Annotated in this window: 11 protein-coding genes and 1 pseudogene; 5 read left to right on the top strand and 7 right to left on the bottom strand. The window is 72.0% G+C overall.

From position 1 onward, the window contains the following. Positions 1 to 195 precede the first annotated feature (195 nt). Complete coding sequence (locus ACFV9M_RS30495; protein ID WP_385067909.1) at positions 196 to 3321, top strand: ATP-binding protein; 3126 nt, start codon at positions 196 to 198, stop codon at positions 3319 to 3321. Here ACFV9M_RS30495 and ACFV9M_RS30490 read toward each other — a convergent pair. Genes ACFV9M_RS30490 through ACFV9M_RS30480 form a run of 3 tightly spaced genes read right to left on the bottom strand, consistent with a single transcriptional unit; the run spans position 3302 to position 5712 of the window. Further along, positions 3302 to 4093, bottom strand: coding sequence for an ABC transporter permease (locus tag ACFV9M_RS30490; protein ID WP_385067911.1), 792 nt, complete (start codon positions 4091 to 4093; stop codon positions 3302 to 3304). The two genes, ACFV9M_RS30495 and ACFV9M_RS30490, sit on opposite strands and share 20 nt — an antisense overlap. Then, complete coding sequence (locus tag ACFV9M_RS30485) at positions 4090 to 5061, bottom strand: ATP-binding cassette domain-containing protein (RefSeq protein WP_385067914.1); 972 nt, start codon at positions 5059 to 5061, stop codon at positions 4090 to 4092. The genes ACFV9M_RS30490 and ACFV9M_RS30485 overlap by 4 nt, the downstream gene beginning before the upstream one ends. A gap of 48 nt (positions 5062 to 5109) precedes the next feature. Beyond that, the gene (locus tag ACFV9M_RS30480) at positions 5110 to 5712 is read right to left on the bottom strand and encodes a hypothetical protein (RefSeq protein ID WP_385067916.1); all 603 of its coding nucleotides are present in this window, start codon (positions 5710 to 5712) and stop codon (positions 5110 to 5112) included. Between the two features lie 250 nt (positions 5713 to 5962). Here ACFV9M_RS30480 and ACFV9M_RS30475 point away from each other — a divergent pair, with 250 nt between their 5' ends. Next, on the top strand, positions 5963 to 7102 hold the full coding sequence (locus ACFV9M_RS30475; protein WP_385067919.1) for a YrhB domain-containing protein: 1140 nt from the start codon (positions 5963 to 5965) through the stop codon (positions 7100 to 7102). A gap of 264 nt (positions 7103 to 7366) precedes the next feature. On the opposite strand, the gene ACFV9M_RS30470 is transcribed toward ACFV9M_RS30475, so the two are convergent. Beyond that, positions 7367 to 8026: a TetR/AcrR family transcriptional regulator gene (locus ACFV9M_RS30470; RefSeq protein WP_385067921.1), complete on the bottom strand. Its 660-nt coding sequence runs from the start codon at positions 8024 to 8026 to the stop codon at positions 7367 to 7369. 175 nt (positions 8027 to 8201) lie between these two features. On the opposite strand from ACFV9M_RS30470, the gene ACFV9M_RS30465 reads away from it, so the two are divergent. Further along, the gene (locus ACFV9M_RS30465; RefSeq protein WP_385067924.1) at positions 8202 to 9320 is read left to right on the top strand and encodes a serine hydrolase domain-containing protein; all 1119 of its coding nucleotides are present in this window, start codon (positions 8202 to 8204) and stop codon (positions 9318 to 9320) included. A 131-nt stretch (positions 9321 to 9451) separates the two neighbouring features. Here ACFV9M_RS30465 and ACFV9M_RS30460 read toward each other — a convergent pair whose 3' ends face one another. Beyond that, positions 9452 to 11764, bottom strand: coding sequence for an FdhF/YdeP family oxidoreductase (locus tag ACFV9M_RS30460; RefSeq protein WP_385067925.1), 2313 nt, complete (start codon positions 11762 to 11764; stop codon positions 9452 to 9454). A gap of 34 nt (positions 11765 to 11798) precedes the next feature. After that, positions 11799 to 12317 carry an SRPBCC family protein gene (locus tag ACFV9M_RS30455; protein ID WP_385067928.1) on the bottom strand — a complete coding sequence of 173 codons (519 nt, stop codon included), beginning with the start codon at positions 12315 to 12317 and terminating at the stop codon, positions 11799 to 11801. An 816-nt stretch (positions 12318 to 13133) separates the two neighbouring features. Between ACFV9M_RS30455 and ACFV9M_RS30450 the strand changes: the two are divergent. Continuing rightward, positions 13134 to 13401: pseudogene (locus ACFV9M_RS30450) on the top strand (transposase); the annotation flags it as partial. 168 nt (positions 13402 to 13569) lie between these two features. After that, positions 13570 to 15651 (top strand): SpoIIE family protein phosphatase, encoded by a 2082-nt coding sequence (locus ACFV9M_RS30445; protein WP_385067930.1) that lies wholly within the window; start codon positions 13570 to 13572, stop codon positions 15649 to 15651. A 106-nt stretch (positions 15652 to 15757) separates the two neighbouring features. On the opposite strand, the gene ACFV9M_RS30440 is transcribed toward ACFV9M_RS30445, so the two are convergent. Next, on the bottom strand, positions 15758 to 16407 hold a 650-nt coding region (locus ACFV9M_RS30440), incomplete at its 5' end, for a helix-turn-helix transcriptional regulator (RefSeq protein WP_385102583.1).

Genomic DNA, 16407 nt, shown 5'->3' with positions numbered 1-16407 from the left:
ACGAGCGGGCCGGTCCCGGCGTCCCCCGTCAGGAGGCTCGGGGCTTCGGCCGGTCGGGGGTCGGCACCCGCCAGGAGGCTCGGGGCTTCGGCCGGTCGGGGGTCGGCACCCGCCAGGAGGCCTCAGCGCCCCGGCCCGTCGGGGGTCGGCCCCCGGTGGGGCGTTCCGGCGGCGGGCCTTGGCTAATCTGCACGGGTGACCACCGACCTGACCCTGCTGCCGCGTGTCGCCTACCGCGGACACGAGGTCACCGCGCCCCGGCTCCGCGCCCTCCTCGCACTGCTCGCGGGCGACCTGCGCACGGGCTGCAGCACCGAGCGGCTCGTGGCGGGGCTGTGGCCGGACGAGTTGCCGGAGCGGCCGGGAAAGGCGCTACAGGTCCTCGTGTCCAGGGCGCGTGCGCAACTGGGCGCCGACGTCCTCCTCAGCACGCCGACCGGATACCGGCTCGGTCTCGCCGAGGACCAGGTCGACAGCTCCGCCCTGCTGCTGCACGCCGCCGCCGGCGCGCACCGGGCCAGGGCCGGGGACCACGCCGGATCGCTGGCCGCGGCCGAGGCCGGGCTCGCACTGTGGGAGGGGACCACGGACGGGGGCGGCGACAGCGACGACCCCGTCACCGCGTTGCGCGCCGAGCGCGCCCCCGTGCGCGGCACGCTCGTACGCGCGCGTGCGCTCGCGCTCGCCCGCCTCGGGCGGCACGCCGAGGCGGCCGGGCCGCTGGCCGTGGCCGCCTCGGAGCATCCGCGCGACGAGGAGGTGCTCGCCGAACTGCTGCGCGGCCAGGCGGCCACGGCGGGCCCGTCCGCCGCGCTGACACGGTACGAGGCCTACCGCCGTGAGCTGCGCGACGAGCTCGGCACGGATCCGGGCGCCGGGCTCAAGGCCGTACAGCGGGAGCTGCTGAGCGGCGAGGCGCCTGTGGTCAGGCACGGCGTGCCGCACGAGCCGAACCCGCTCCTCGGCCGGGACGACGACATCGCGGCGGTGCGGCTGCTGCTGCGCGCCTCCCGCGCCGTCACCGTCGTCGGCCCCGGCGGCCTCGGCAAGACCCGCCTCGCGCACGCCGTCAGCCGCCGGGCCGAGCAGCGCGTGGTGCATTTCGTGCCGCTCGCCGGCGTCACCGCGGACGAGGACGTGGCCGCGGAGGTGGCCTCCGCGCTCGGCGCGGGCGAGGGACGGCCCGGCGCCATGAGCGGCCACGCCCCGGCCGACCCGGTGTCCGGCATCCTCGGCGTGCTCGGCTCCGGGCCCGCTCTGCTGGTCCTCGACAACTGCGAACAGGTCGTCCGGGGCGCCGCCGACCTCGTACACGCCCTGGTCTCGTCCTCGAAGGACCTGCGGGTGCTCGCCACCAGCCGGGCCCCGCTGGACCTCACGTCGGAGGCGGTGTACGCGCTGCCCGAGCTCGGTCTCGACTTCTCCATCGAGCTGTTCACGCAGCGGGCCCGGGCCGCCCGGCCGGGCGTGGAGCTGCCGTCGGGCGCGGTGGCCGAGCTGTGCCGCCACCTCGACGGGCTGCCGCTCGCCGTGGAACTGGCCGCGGCGCGGGTGCGGGTGCTGTCGGTGCCGGACATCGCCCGCCGCCTCGGCGACCGGTTCGCGCTGCTGCGGGGCGGGGCGCGGGACGTGCCGGAGCGCCACCGCACGCTGCACGCGGTCGTGGAGTGGAGCTGGAACCTGCTCGCGGAGGACGCCAGGGTCGCGCTGCGCATGCTGTCCGTCTTCCCCGGTGGCTTCTCCGGCGAGGCGGCGGAGCAGGTCCTCGGCGAGGACGCGCTGTTCCTGCTGGAGCAGCTGGCCGACCAGTCGCTGCTCACCGTCGCCGACACCCCGGTCGGCGTGCGGTTCCGGATGCTGGAGAGCGTACGGGAGTTCAGCGCGGCCCGGCGCGCGGAGGCGGGCGAGGAAGACGAGGCCATCGGCCGGTTCCTCGCCTGGGCGCGCGACTTCGGGACCGCTTACCACGACTGGTTCTTCGGCTCGGAACCGCTGGCCGCCTGGGAGCGGATCAGGGCCGAGCAGGACAACCTCGTGTCGGCCCTGCGGCACGCCCTGGCCCGTACGGACGGCCCCACCACGGCCGCCCTCACCGCCGTCCTCGCCGCCCTGTGGTCCACCGACTCCAACTATCTCCGCCTCGCCGCCCTCGCCGCGGACACCGGCCCGCTGCTGTCGCACTACCACCCCGAGCCCGCATACGTCGAAGTCGCCCGCGCCGCCGCGGTGTTGTGCACGGCGAGCTTGTTCATGGGCTACGGCCCGCACGTCGTACGTCAGCTCGTCACCCTCCGGCGGCTGCCCCCGGCCCCGCCGGACACGCTGCTGCGCGCCACCGCGGCAGTGCTCAGCGCGGTCCCCGAGATGCTGCCTCCCGACTACGACGTGCTGCAAAACCTCTGCGACAGCGAACAGCCGCTGCTCGCCGGCGTCGCCGAGTGCGTCGCCTCCTACGTCTGGGAGTCGGAGCACGACATCGACCGGGCGCTCGCCTCGGCTCGCCGGACCATCGCCGCACTGGCGCCGGTCGACAATCCGTTCCTCCAGGTCATGGGCCACTCCAGGCTGAGCCAGCTCTGCTTGCAGACGGAACGGGGCGAGGCCGCGTACGGGCACCTCAAGGCGGCGCTCGAGGCGCTGCCGCGGCTCGGCGACGAGCACGACACCATCGGCGTCCGCTCGGGCCTCGTCCTCGCCTGCCTGCAGCGCGGCGACCCCGACGAGGCCGAGTACTGGCTGCGGCAGGCGGAGGACGCCAACACCCGGCAGGACGGCTCCGACAGCGCCGACCTCGGCGGCCGCGCCGAGATCGCGCTCGCCCGCGGACTGACGGAGGCCGGGCTCGGCCTGTGGCGCGGCGCCGTGGCGGGGGCGGCCGAGGCCGGTTCGATGTACAGCGGCGATCCCTTCTTCGACCGGTGGGTGCTGCAGATCCAGTCGGCGGCGGTGACGGCACACGCGCATGCCGGCCGCCTCGAGCTGGTCGCGGAGCCGGTCGACCGGCTGCGGCAGGGGCTGCGGACCCTGCTCCGCGGTCCGTCCCGCTCGCCCATGGAACTCACCTTGTTCGGGACGGTGCTGCACGCCCTCGGCATGGCGGGGCTCGCCTCCGGTGACGCCGCCGCCGTACGGATGATCGCGCTCGCCGAACGGCTGCGGGTGCTGCGCGACTACCAGCCGACGATGTCGGCGGAACGCGCCCGGAAGGCGGCCCAGGACGCCGACAGGGCGGCGTACGCCGACGCGGTGTCGGAGTACGCCGCCCTGGAGCGGGACGAGTTGCGGGAAGCGGCCCGCGCACTCATTCCGGGTCGCGGTTGAACAACGCCGTCGACCAGCGGTAGCCGAGCGCGGTCAGGCCGACGCACCAGGCGATCGCGATCCACCCGTTGTGGCCGATCCCGGTGCCGAGGAGCAGGCCGCGCAGGGTCTCGATGGCGGGTGTGAAGGGCTGGTACTCGGCGATCGGCTGGAACCAGCCCGGCATCGTGTCGGCCGGGATGAAGGCGCTCGAGATGAGCGGCAGGAGGATCAGCGGCATCGCGCTGTTGCTGGCCGCCTCGGGGTTCGGGCTGGCCATGCCCATCCCGACCGCGATCCAGGTGAGCGCCGTGGCGAACAGCACGAGCAGCCCGAACGCCGCCAGCCACTCCAGGGCCGTGGCGTCCGTGGACCGGAAGCCGATGGCCACGCCGACAGCACCGACGAGTACCACACTGGCGATCGACTGGAGCACGCTGCCGACGACGTGCCCGACGATCACAGAGCCGCGGTAGACCGCCATCGTGCGGAAGCGGGCGATGAGGCCCTCGCTCATGTCCATGGAGACGTACACCGCGGCCCCGATCACGGTGCTGCCGATGGTCATCATCAGGATGCCCGGGACGATGTAGGCGATGTAATCGGAGCGGTCGGCGCCGCCGCCGCCGATGCCCGCGCTCATCACGTCGCCGAAGACGTAGACGAAGAGCAGCAGCAGCATGATCGGCGTGAGCAGCAGGTTCAGGGTTCCGGACGGGTAGCGCCACGCGTGCAGCAGATTGCGGCGCAGCATCGTGTTCGAGTCGCGGACGGCGAGGGAGAGGGAGCTCATCGGACGTTCTCCTTGGGCTGGTCGGCGACGCCGGCCGGGCCGGTCAGGGCGAAGAACACGTCGTCGAGGTCGGGGGTGTGCACGGTCAGTTCGTCCGCCTCGACGCCGGCGGAGTCCAGCCGGTCGAGGAGGGAGCGCAGCTCGCGCTGGCTGCCGTCGCTGGGGATGCGCAGGGACAGCGCTTCGTCGTCCCGGGTGACCTCGCGCAGGGTGGAGGCGGCGCTCCGGTACGCGGCCGGGTCGGTGAAGCGGAGCCGGACGTGGCCGCCGGGGATCAGCCGTTTCAGCTCGTCGGCGGTGCCCTCGGCGGCGATCCTGCCGTCGTTGAGCACCGCGATGCGGTCGGCGAGTTCGTCTGCCTCGTCCAGGTACTGGGTGGTGAGGAAGACGGTGACGCCGCCGGTGACCAGCTCGCGGATGATCTGCCACATGGTGTGGCGGCTGCGGGGGTCGAGGCCGGTGGTGGGCTCGTCGAGGAAGATGATCCGCGGGCGGCCGACCAGGGTCATGGCGATGTCGAGGCGGCGCTTCATGCCGCCGGAGTAGGTGGAGGCGGGCTTCTTGGCGGCGTCCACCAGGTCCAGCCGCTCCAGGAGTTCGGCGGCGACCCGCCGTCCCTCGCCGCGGGAGAGGTGGTGCAGGTCCGCCATGAGGAGCATGTTCTCCTCGCCGGTGATCAGGCCGTCGACGGCGGAGAACTGCCCGGTGACGCCGATCGCGGCCCGCACGGCCTGCGGGTCGGCGGCGAGGTCGTGGCCACCGACGCGCACGGTGCCGGCGTCGGCGGTGACGAGGGTGGAGCAGATCTTGACGGCGGTGGTCTTGCCGGCGCCGTTCGGCCCGAGCAGGGAGAAGATCGTGCCGGCCGGCACCGCCAGGTCGATACCGTCGAGGACCGTCTTGCCCCCGTATGCCTTGCGCAGTCCCTTGGCCGCGATGGCGAGTGAGTGCGATGTCGTTGACGTCATGCCGCAGAGGTTGCGGCAGGGCGCATTCAGCGCGGTTTCACGATGGTTTCAGCGGCCTGGAAGCGGGGGGTGAAGGGCAATGCCGCAGTACCGCACGGTGTTTGCCGTGGCTGCCGGACGCACGGAGAACTGCGGGATCGGGATGTTCCTCGCCTGCGCCACCGGCCGCGGGCGCACGCCGGCGGCGGCACGATGCCGCACCATTGCCGAGGCCGCCACACTCATCCGACGAAGCGCACTTCGGAGTAGCGCCTTGCCCATGAGCATGAACGGGCGGTCGAGCCCTTCCAAGGCCACAGGGAGGAATGCGGTGCTGCTGTACTGGAGCGCGCCGTCCATGTTGATGCCCGCGTCGATGCGACGGTCCGCGCGCATGGTCTCGGCCGCGGTGATACCCCCGGCCGAGTGGCCGTACATTCCGATCCGGTCCAGGTCGAGCACCCCGCCCAGCCCACGGGGCAGACGGCGCCCCTCGGCATCGGGGTTGCGGCCGGCCCGCAGCACGGCAAGCTGGTCAAGGACGAAACGGGTGTCGCGTACCCGGGTGTCGACAGCCTTCTTGACCGTCTCGGCTCCGGTCATCGGCTCCTTCTGCACCTCGACGCGGCCGCCCGGGAACTCCACCGGAGTGGTCTCATGGGTGTGGTCCACGGTGACCACCACGTAGCCGCGGCTCGCCAGTCAGCTCTGGGTCGGCGTCAGCCCCCGGGCGTCCGGCGCGGGCGGCCGGCGCGGGCGGCCGTTGACGGACGGCACCGCGGTGTGCGCGGCGGCGGCGATGGCCGCCCGGCCGGTGTGCACGCCGGCCTCCAGGGCCAGAAGATCCGTCAGGCCCCTCGTAGCGGGTCCGGGCCGTACGAATTCGCTGGCCGAGAAGGGGGCCGTACGGGATGCTGAACGCGTGATCGATCGAGAAGCCGCAGTTCAGGCTGTCGAAGAGCAGCTGGAGCGCGACTGTCACAAGTGGCGGACCGCGGGTGTGGACGCGATGCGCATGGCTGTGGTCGACGTAGAGGAGCACGAGCTGGTGTGGATCGTCTCCTGGCAGTCCGAGGAGTTCGTACGCACTCGCGACTCGGAGCTCATGCTGGTTGGCAACGGGCCGTACCTGGTCGACCGTGTCGACGGCGGACTGCACCGGATCGGCGTCGTCTCCGCGGCAACCGGAGAGTGGGAGGCCGACTACCGGGCCCGGATACGCGGGCTGCCGGTGCGCACCGCGGTAGACGATCTACACGATGCGCTCCGCGGAGTCGCCGCCACACGCGGGCACCTGCACGCTGTGCGGACACTGCGCCAGAGGCTGCCTGTGCTCTCGCCCGCGGAGGCCGTCGACTACGTGAGCGCGTTGCTGGACGGTGAAGCACCCGCGCGCCTCGTTGCCGTCGCCGTCGAGGAACTCGTGGAGCCTCTCGACCCGGTACGTGCGGTGAAGAAGAAGAGCATGGCCGGCATCGCGGCCGAAGCGCTCGCCCGAGGGCCGCGAGACCCGCACCCGCTGGGCCTCGGCCACGGCCCCGTCGCCGCCGACCTCTGGACCGACGGCGACCTCGGCTTCGTCCTCCTGCTCCACCGCAGGGACGACGGGTTCGTCGCCAGCGAGCTGTACTACTCCCTCAAGGGGGCGGACGGCCGCTGGACGGAAGCGGAACACCTGTCCGGAGAGTTCGTCGGCTTTGATCCGAACGACCCCGCGTCGGCCGAGGCCGTCCTGTCCGGCGCCGCGATGACGGTCCTCTCGGAATCCGAGTCCCGCGTCTTCACAGGCGGCGCCGACGACGAGGACGGAGGGGAACTGATCCGCCTGTACGAACTCCTGGTGAGCGAGGCGGTCGACTCCCTGCGCATCGAGAAGCACGGACCGGGACCGCACGGCGGGCCGACCGTCGTCCACAAGACCCTGACCACCCGAGGGGCGCTCGTGGCCGTCCGGCCCGGTCAACGCCTGCGAGTCGTCCCGGTGGAACGCAGCGGCCTGCCGGCGGCGACCACGCACGACGGCGTGGAACTGTTCTGCGCCGACGAGCCGACGGGTCCGTGACGCACCTTGCGCCCGTGCCCGCGCGTAGCCGATGAGCGCCCAAGAGGGACGAAGGCAGGAGGTCCGGCCACCCGCCGACAGGGGCCCGGTGACCGCCGATCCACGGGACTGCCGTCCTGGCCGCCGCACGCGAGGAACGCGCCCGCATCCGCAGCGAGAAGGGCATCCGCTGGGGCGGACGCCCCCTTGCCGCCGCTGCCTGAGCGACCCGGCGGACCTGTGCGGACCTGCGCGGACCTGTGCGGACCGAACAACTGTGAACAACTAGCCCGGGCGGATCGCGGCCTCGATGTGGGCGAGGTGGGCGGCGAGGATCTCCTCGAACGCGGCGTGGCGGTCCGCTCCGAGAGGGCGGACGTCGCGGGCGAAGCGGGCCAGGGCGGGGAAACGTTCGGGGTCGGCGCCGAGTACCGCGACGCGGAACAGCTCCATGCCCTGTTCGTGCTCCTCCGGGGTGATGGCGCTGACCCCGGCCTCGGAGGCGATCAAAGCGGCGATGAGGACCGCGATCCGGTGGTAGCGCGCCGGGATCTCCTGGTCGGGCAGTCCCGACGCGCGCAGGGCCTGCAGCACCTCTTCCATGACCAGCCGGGAACCGGTGCCGCTTGACGCGTAGCGTCCCCAGACCGCGGCGAGCTGGGGCTGCTGGCCGAAGGCCTCCCTCACGCGCAGGGCGAGGGCCGTGATGCGCCGCTTCCAGTCGCCCTCGGGGCGGTAGCCGTCCATGGCGGCCATGAGGATCCGGTCGGCGACCGCCCGCAGCAGTTCGGTCTTGCTGCGGAAGTGCCGGTAGAGGCTGGAGGAGTCGGTCCCGAGCGCAGCGGCGAGTTTGCGCACGCTGAACGACTCGGCGTCGCCCGTGCGCAGCAGCTCCGCCGCCGCATCCAGGATCTCCTCGGTCGACCAGCGCCTTCGGCCTGCCATCCTCACCCCTCTCGCCAAGACTCAGCCTAACCCATGCACTTGGTGTTGCACGCACCGCGTGCATAATGAGGACATGAGCGTGCCGGGCGGCCCCGGCGTGCCACTCGTGCCCTGTTGACCCGGGTCGGGCCACCTACGTGAAGCCCACCCCGGGAAAGACGAAAGGACGCATGTCATGAGCAACTCACTGAATTCCGCGGAGCTGAACGCCGCCGTGGACAACATCCACCGCGCCGGGGTGCCGGGCCTGTTCGCCGAGGTGCGTGACGGCGACCAGGTCTGGCGCGGCGCCGCCGGGGTCGCCGATGTCGCCACCGGACGCCCGGTCACCGCCGACATGCGGCACCGCGTCGGCAGCATCACCAAGACCTTCACCGCCGCAGCGGTCCTGCAGCAGGTCGAGAACGGTCGGATCGGTCTCGACGAGCCGATCGGCCGGTACCTTCCGAGGCTGGTTCCCGGAGAACGCGGTGCCGCGATCACGGTCCGGATGCTGATCAACCACACCAGCGGCCTCGCCGAGTACCTCCCCTTCGCCTACCCCTCCCTCAAGGCGCTCCCCGCCCTCGCGGACACCGGGCCCCAGAGCCTGGACGACCACCGGCTCACGCGCTTCCACCCCACCGAACTGATCGAGATGGGGGTCACCGCACCTGCCGTCGGCGCCCCGGGCGGCACTCCGGGGGTGTACTCCAACACCAACTACCTGCTCCTCGGCGAACTCCTGGAACAGGTGACCGGCACGACGGCCGAGCGGTACATCACCCGGAACGTCATCGAACGCGCCGGGCTCCGGGACACCGAACTCCCCGACGGACCGTACGTCACCGGGCCGCACTCGCAGATGTACGAGGCGTGGTTCCAGATGATCGACCCGCCGCGTGACTACAGCGTCTACGACATGTCATGGGTGGGGCCGGCGGGCTCGCTGATATCGACCGTCGCGGACCTCAACCGCTTCTTCCGCATGCTGCTCGCCGGCGAGATCGTCAGCCCGTCGTCGCTGGCGCAGATGCAGCGCACCGTCCCGGTCGTCTCCCAGGAGGGAAGGACGATCGACTACGGCCTCGGCCTGCACCCGATGGAGGCTCCCGGGCAGGGCACCTTCTGGGGCCATGGCGGCACGGTCTGGGGTGCCGGCGCGCTGGCCATGACCCGTGCCGACGGCAAGCGGCAGCTGTCCGTCGCGGTGAACCTGCAGAGGTGGAACAGGCTCGACTCCGCGGGCGTGCCGCAGCCCCACCCCATCGACGACGCGCTCGCGGCTCTCTACCGCGTGGCGGTGTACGGCTGACCGGGCCGCGGAGCGCTACGAGGGCGTACGGGTGTGCGCCGGCAGGCAGGAGGTGGTGGACCGCTCCTACGGCGGTGATCACCGCCGCACCGCGCCAAGACCGGCGCGATGCCCGGGCCGGCGCCGACAGATCAGCCCCGGGAGCCGTCCGGCCGGGGTACCGCGGGCTCCAGACGGACCACGATCTCCTTCGACGTCGGCTGGTTGCTCTCCTCGGCCACGCTTTCCAGGGGGACCAGCAGGTTGGTCTCGGGGTAGTACGCGGCGGCGCAGCCCCGTGCCGTCGGGTACGGGACCACGCGGAAGTCCTCGACGCGGCGCCCGACATCGTCGGACCAGACACTGACCAGGTCGACGTTCTGCCCGGCCGCCAGGCCGAGTTCGGCCACGTCGGCCGGGTTGACGAGCACCACCCGGCGGCTTCCGTGGATGCCCCGGTAGCGGTCGTCGGACGTGTAGGGGACGGTGTTCCACTGGTCGTGGGAGCGCAGGGTCTGCAGCAGCAGGTGTCCCTCGGGCGCTCGCAGCACCTCACAGGTGTTGCGGGTGAACAGTGCCCTGCCGACGGCGTTGGAGTACACGCCCTCGTTGACCGGGTTCGTCAGCGGGATACCACCGGGACGGGTCACGCGCCGGTTGTAGTCGTGCAGCCCCGGGACGACACGGGAGACGCGGTCGCGGATCGCGCCGTAGTCGGCCTCGAACTGCTCCCAGGGGATGTCGGGCGTTCCGCCGAGGGTGCGGCGGGCCAGCCGGCTCAGGATGGCGACCTCGCTGAGCAGCAGCGCGGAGGCCGGCCGCAGCCGCCCGCGGGAGGTGTGCACCTCGCTCATCGAGTCCTCCACGGTCACGAACTGCTCCCCGCTCGCCTGCACGTCCCGCTCGGTGCGGCCCAGGGTGGGCAGGATGAGCGCGGTGTCACCGCACACGGTGTGGGACCGGTTGAGCTTGGTGGAGATGTGGGCGGTCAGCCGGCAGGTGCGCACCGCCGCCTCGGTGACCGTGCTGTCCGGAGCGGCCCGGACGAAGTTGCCGGCCAGGCAGAGGAAGAACCTGACACGGCCCTCGCGCATCGCCTTGATCGCGTTCACCGAGTCCAGTCCGTGGCCGCGCGGCGGGTCGAAGCCGAACTCCTGCCGCAGGGCGTCGAGGAAGGAGGCCGGCATCCGCTCCCAGATGCCCATCGTGCGGTCGCCCTGCACGTTGCTGTGCCCGCGCACCGGGCAGGCGCCGGTGCCCGCCCTGCCGACGTTCCCGCGCAGCAGCAGGAAGTTGACGATCTCCCGGACGGTGGGGACGGCGTGCTTGTGCTGGGTGATCCCCATGGCCCAGCAGACGATGACGCGTTCGCTGCGCAGCACCTCGTCGCGGACGTGCTCGATCTCCTCGCGGGTCAGGCCGGTCGCGGCGAGGATGTCGCTCCAGTCGACGCCGCGGACGTGCTCGGCGAACTCCTCGAAGCCGGCGGTGTCGGTGCGGATGAAGTCACGGTCCAGTACCTCGCCCGGCCGGGCGTCCTCGGCCTCCAGCAGCAGCCGGTTGATCCCCTGGAACAGGGCCAGGTCCCCACCGGTGCGGATGTGCAGGAACCGGTCGGCGATCTGGATGCCCTGCCCGATCAGCCCGCGGGGCTTCTGCGGGTTCTTGAACCGTCGCAGCCCGGCCTCCGGCAGCGGGTTGACCGCGATGATGCGGGCGCCGTTCCGCTTGGCCTGCTCCAGCGCGGACAGCTGCCGCGGATGGTTGGACCCGGGGTTCTGCCCCACCAGGAAGATCAGGTCGGCGTGGTGCAGGTCGTGGAGGCTGACCGTCCCCTTGCCCGTGCCCAGCGTCTCGTGCAGGGCGTAGCCGCTGGACTCGTGACACATGTTGCTGCAGTCGGGCAGATTGTTGGTGCCCAGCGCCCGGGCGAACAGCTGCAGCACGAACGCGGCCTCGTTGCCGGCCCTGCCCGAGGTGTAGAAGACGGCCTCGTCGGGGGAGTCGAGCGAGGTCAGCTCTTCGGCCATCAGCCCGAAGGCGTCGTTCCAGCTGATCGGCTCGTAGAAGTCCGAGCCCGGCCGCTTGACCATCGGCTCGGTCAGCCGGCCCTGCTGGTTCAGCCACGCGTCGGAGCGCCGAGCCAGCTCGGCGACCGGGTGTGCGCGGAAGAAGTCGGCGGTGACGCGCCGCGTCGTCGCCTCGTCGTTGATGTGCTTGGCGCCGTTCTCGCAGTACTCGCTGCGGTGCCGGTGGCCCGGCGCGGGATCCGCCCACGCGCAGCCGGGGCAGTCGATGCCGTCCACCTGGTTCATGGCCAGCAGCATCTCCCCGGCGCGCCGGGGAGACGTCTCCTCCAGGGAGTACTCCAGCGCGTGCACCACCGCGGACACGCCCGCGGCCCACTCCTTGGGCGGAGTCACGGTCAGAGCTTCGTTCGGCTCCTCGCCGGGCGCCTTCTTCATCGGATCGCCTCTCGCTCCCGCTGTCCCCGGGGGATCAGCCGACGGGCCAGACGGGCACGCCGCTCACCTGCTGTTCCGGTTCCGCACGCCGTAGGCGGCCGTTGCGGATGGTGCCCCGCCAGGCCCCGCTCTCCTGTCCCAGCCCCTCGATGTACTCCTTGAAGCGCCGCAGCTCTCCGCGCACCACTCGACCGGCCAGCTTCGGGACGCCGGCGAGCAGGCCGGCGGCGCCGCGCGGCGCGACCTCCAACCGCACGGTGACCGCCGTGCGGCCTTCCGCCGATGGCTTGAACGACACCTCACCCCGGTGGGCGGGACGCTGATCGAGACTGCGCCAGACCAGGTGGGAGTCGGGCTCCTGCTCCACGATCTCGGCCTCGAACTCGCCACGCAACGGTCCGACGGCGATGGTCCACGAGGTGAGGGCCGGTCTGATCTGATCGACCTTCTTCACCGTGGTCATGAACCGGGGGAAGCTCTTGAACTGCGTCCACTGGTTGTACGCGGTGCGCACCGGGACCGCGACCTCGATCGTTTCCTCAACGCTGTGCATGGCCCACCCATCATCAGGTGCCGCTCGCTCCAGTCTCGCCGTCCGTCCGGCACCTCGCCACACGGCGTGCGCGCATGGCCCGTCCTCGGCGGGGCGACCGGCCGCCGGTGGACCGGTGCCGGTGCCGGTGCCGGCCGGTGTCGGTGGTGGGTCGGTGATCCATCGGTGATCTGTCGGTGATCATCGGTGATCCGTCAGTGATCTGTCGATGGCTGCCGGGACATTGGAGCTGGTTGGCGCGGTGATCAACGGCACCGGCCACCGGCATCGCATCGTCCCGACTCACTGGAACGGCACCCCGGCATGACCTGCGGGGTCTCGGGCGGCCGCCGTCAGCTCGGCCGGCTCGGCCAGCACCGTCCGGTCGGTGCCCTCGGCACTGCCCTGTGACCGGGATCCGAGCGCGGCGGCGGCGCCGTGGTCGAGCGTGTTGACCCGGCGGGGGCACCCCTCAAGAGAGTGTGATCCGCGGGTGATCGCCGCCGTGGAAGTCGAGGAAGGCGGCGTGCGCCGTGCCGCCGTCGTCGCCTTCGAGAGTCCGGCGGAGGCATTGGAATCCCAGGGCGCCGCCCTCGTCGGCTACGGGAGCGGGGTCGCCGCGCGGAGGCGATCGCGACCATGTTCGCCTCCCCCGCAGGCGCATAACAGGTCATCTCATTTGGAGTGTTCGATAGCCTGCCGGTGTGGGGATCGTTGAGCGGCTGGTGCCGGATGAGCTGTGGGAGTTGTTCCAGCGGGTGGTTCCTGAGGCGCCTACTCGCCCGCAGGGGGGCGGCCGGCTTGATCCCACTGGCGCAGGGCACGCCGATCCGTTCCCGCCGTGGCCGGCGGCGGCGCAGGCCGGGCAAGCTTCACGGCGACAAGGGCTACGACTACAACCACCTGCGGCGATGGCTACGCGCCCGTGGCATCACCCCACGGATTGCCCGTAAAGGCACGGACCCCAGGCAGAGGCTGGGGCCGCTGGACCATCGAACAGACAATGGCGTGGCTCGCCGGATGCCGACGCCTGCACCGCCGCTACGAGCGCAAAGCCAGCCACTACCTGGCCTTCACCAGCATCGCCTGCACTCTTATCTGCTAACGCCGACTCGTGCTCTGGTCACGAGTATCTCGTGGACAGAGGTACGGTACGGGGTCTCTCAAGGCGTCGGCGGCGAGAACGGGCGCCGGTTCGGCGGCGTTCCTCCCGGTGAGGGATCCGGGGGTGCTCACCGGGAGGAACCGGGCGGGGCTGGGCAGAGATCTCCGGGTGAGGCACAACGCACCCCGTTCCACCGGCCCCGAACTGGATCTCAGGAGTCTCCACCGCATCCCGACCGGTGCGGCGCTGACCACCGGCGACCGGCACCGGCTGATCGAGCGGAACAAGGCCTTCCGGGAGCTGTTCGGCGGATGGAAGCCGGGCCTGGACGTGGGCGACGCTCTCCCCGGCTCCCGGTTCGCACCGCTGAGAGGGGCGCTGGACCGGGCCCGGCACGAGGAACGGCCGACCGTGCCGGCCGATCCACTGATCACTACGGTGGAGCCGGGGTCCGAGGATCAGTCCGTTCGCGCCTGCGTGGTGAGTTGTACCCCGGTGGTGGCACGGCAGGGGCCCGCGGTGCTGATCCTGGCCACCCCCCTGCCGGACACCGGCACGGACACCGGCACGGACTCCGGGACTGACACGGCGGGCAGGGAAGCGCGTCAGGCACTGCGTCGCTATGAGACCCTGCTCGCCGCATCCCGGCAGATCGTGTGGCGGATGGCCCTCGACGGTGAGCTCAGCCTGCTGGCGCTCAACCCCGCCGACCCGACCGGACGGCTCTGGTACCCCGGCTCCCGGCAGACCTGGCTGGACGCCGTACACCCGAAGGACCGGCCCCGGCTGTCCAGGGAATGGCAGGCGGCCGTCGCCGATCCGGCGCTCTTCGAAGCCCTCGTCCGAGTACGGGAGCAGGACCCACCCGACCGCTACCGGCATGTGCAGATCACCGCTGCGCCGGTCCTGCGCGAGGGAACCCTGCTGGAATGGATCGGCACCACCCGTGACGCCGAAGAGCAATGGTGGGCCCGCACCCGGGAGCGCATGCTGGCGCGGATGGCTCAGGCCCCGACGGCCCACGACCTGTCCGAGGTGTTCGTGGCGGCGGCGGCCGCGGTCGTACCGGAACTGGTCGACGCCTTCGCGGTCTTCCTGCTGCGCCGGCCCGACGAGCTGTCGTCCGCGGCCCCGCCCGCCGCCGGATACGCCACCACCAGCGGACGTACCTCACTCGCCCCCGGCCTGCCCCCGATCCCCCCGCTAAAGGACGGATTCGAGCTGGGCCCGCTGGCGCAGAGCGCGATCGGCGCGGGTCGGGCCAGGCGGCTGGTCTTCCCCGAAGGCCGGCCGCCCGATGACCTGGTGTCCGGGCTGTCCGGTGAGTGGATGCGGCAGGCCAGGGCCACGAGTCTCACCCTGATCCCGGTCGTGATCGACGGTGAACCGGTCGCGCTCGCGTCCGCCGCCACCTGCAACGGCAACCCTCCGCCCAGCGAATCCGAACTTGCCCTCCTGGAGGAGGTGCTGGACCGGATGGCCGGTCCGCTGCGCCGCACCATGGAGCACCAATCCGTACGCGCCACTGCGCTGGCGCTCCAACGCGCCCTGCTGATCGCTCCGCCCGCCGTCACCGGCGCCGAACTCGCCGCCTCTTACCGGCCGGCGAGCTCCACCGCCGAGATCGGCGGTGACTGGTACGACGCGCTCGGTCTGGCTGACGGGGCCGTCACCCTCACCATCGGGGACATCGCCGGTCATGACCTGGCGGCCGCCACCGCCATGAGCCAACTGCACAGCATGCTCCGCGGCATCATTTTCGACTGTACCGCGCAGGAAAGCCCGGCCCGGAGCCTCAGCAGGCTGGACTCCGTGGTCCAAGGGCTCGACATCGCCCCTCTGGTCACCGCCGTACACGCAACACTCCGCCGGGGCAGGACAGGTGGCTGGAACGCGGTCCTCTCCAACGCCGGTCATCCGCCGCCCCTGCTCGTCCCGGCCTCCTCCCCTCCCCGGTACCTGTACACCCCGAACGGCGCGGACCCGCCCCTCTGCGTCGCGCCGGGCCTGGCCCGAACCGACTGGAACGTGAGGCTCGCTCCCGGCGACACGCTCCTGCTCTACACCGACGGACTCGTGGAGGTACCCGGCCAGGACATCACCGACGGCCTCCGGCAGTTCGCCCGTCACACCGGCGCCGCCCACGCCCGCGCCCTGCCGCTGGCCGACCTCATCGACGACCTGGTCACCCGCGTCGAAGACCAGCGGGACGACATCGCGGTCATCGGATTCCGAGCCACCGCCCCTTGACGGGCCACGCATCCGGGAAGCGGCCGGCTCCGCACGCGCAGCAGTGGCAAGGGCGGGCGCCGTCGTAACGGGCCGCCGGGTCAGGGACGGAAGAGGTTCGGCCAGGTCACCTCCGGGTCACCCAGCCCCGCTCGTACGCACGCCAGCCCAGTTGCAGACGGGTCGTCACCCCGGCCAGCTCCATCAGCCGCTTCACCCGGCGCTGTACGGTCCTGAGCCCCAGACCGAGCTGTTGGGCGACGCTCGCGTCGGTCATCCCGGCGAGCAGCAGGGACAGCACCTCCAGGTCGGGGCCGTCGGGCTCCCCCTCGGCGATCCCGCGCGTGCCGAGGCGGAGCGGCAGCGCGTCCCGCCACACCGACTCGAACAGGCCCGTCAGCAGTTCCAGCAGTCCGCCGGCGTGCACGACCAGCGCCGCCGGTTCCGCGGTGGGCGAGGCCAGCGGCACCAGGGCCTGGGACCGGTCGGCGACGACGAGCTTGGTCGGCACCCGGTCCACCACCCGCACCTCCTCGTCGCGGCCCAGCGCGGCGGACAGCTCCGTGATGCCGTGCGGCAGGTCGAGGACGGACCGTTCGACGACCACCCGGTAGCGCACCCCGCGGTCGGCGGCCTGCTCCTCGGCATCGTTGTCCATGCCGGAGACCACGGTCGGCCTGCCGGTGACCAGCGCGCACACCTCGTCGCCCGCCCCCAGCTGCAACTGGAGGAAACGCTGCGAGACCGCGCGCGCCCCGATCACCACCTCGACCAGAT

This window comes from Streptomyces sp. NPDC059895 (assembly GCF_042731035.1).
In the GTDB taxonomy this organism is placed as follows: Bacteria; Actinomycetota; Actinomycetes; order Streptomycetales; family Streptomycetaceae; genus Streptomyces.
The sequence above is the reverse complement of the archived record's forward strand: the minus strand, read 5'-3'. Positions and strand labels throughout refer to the sequence as shown.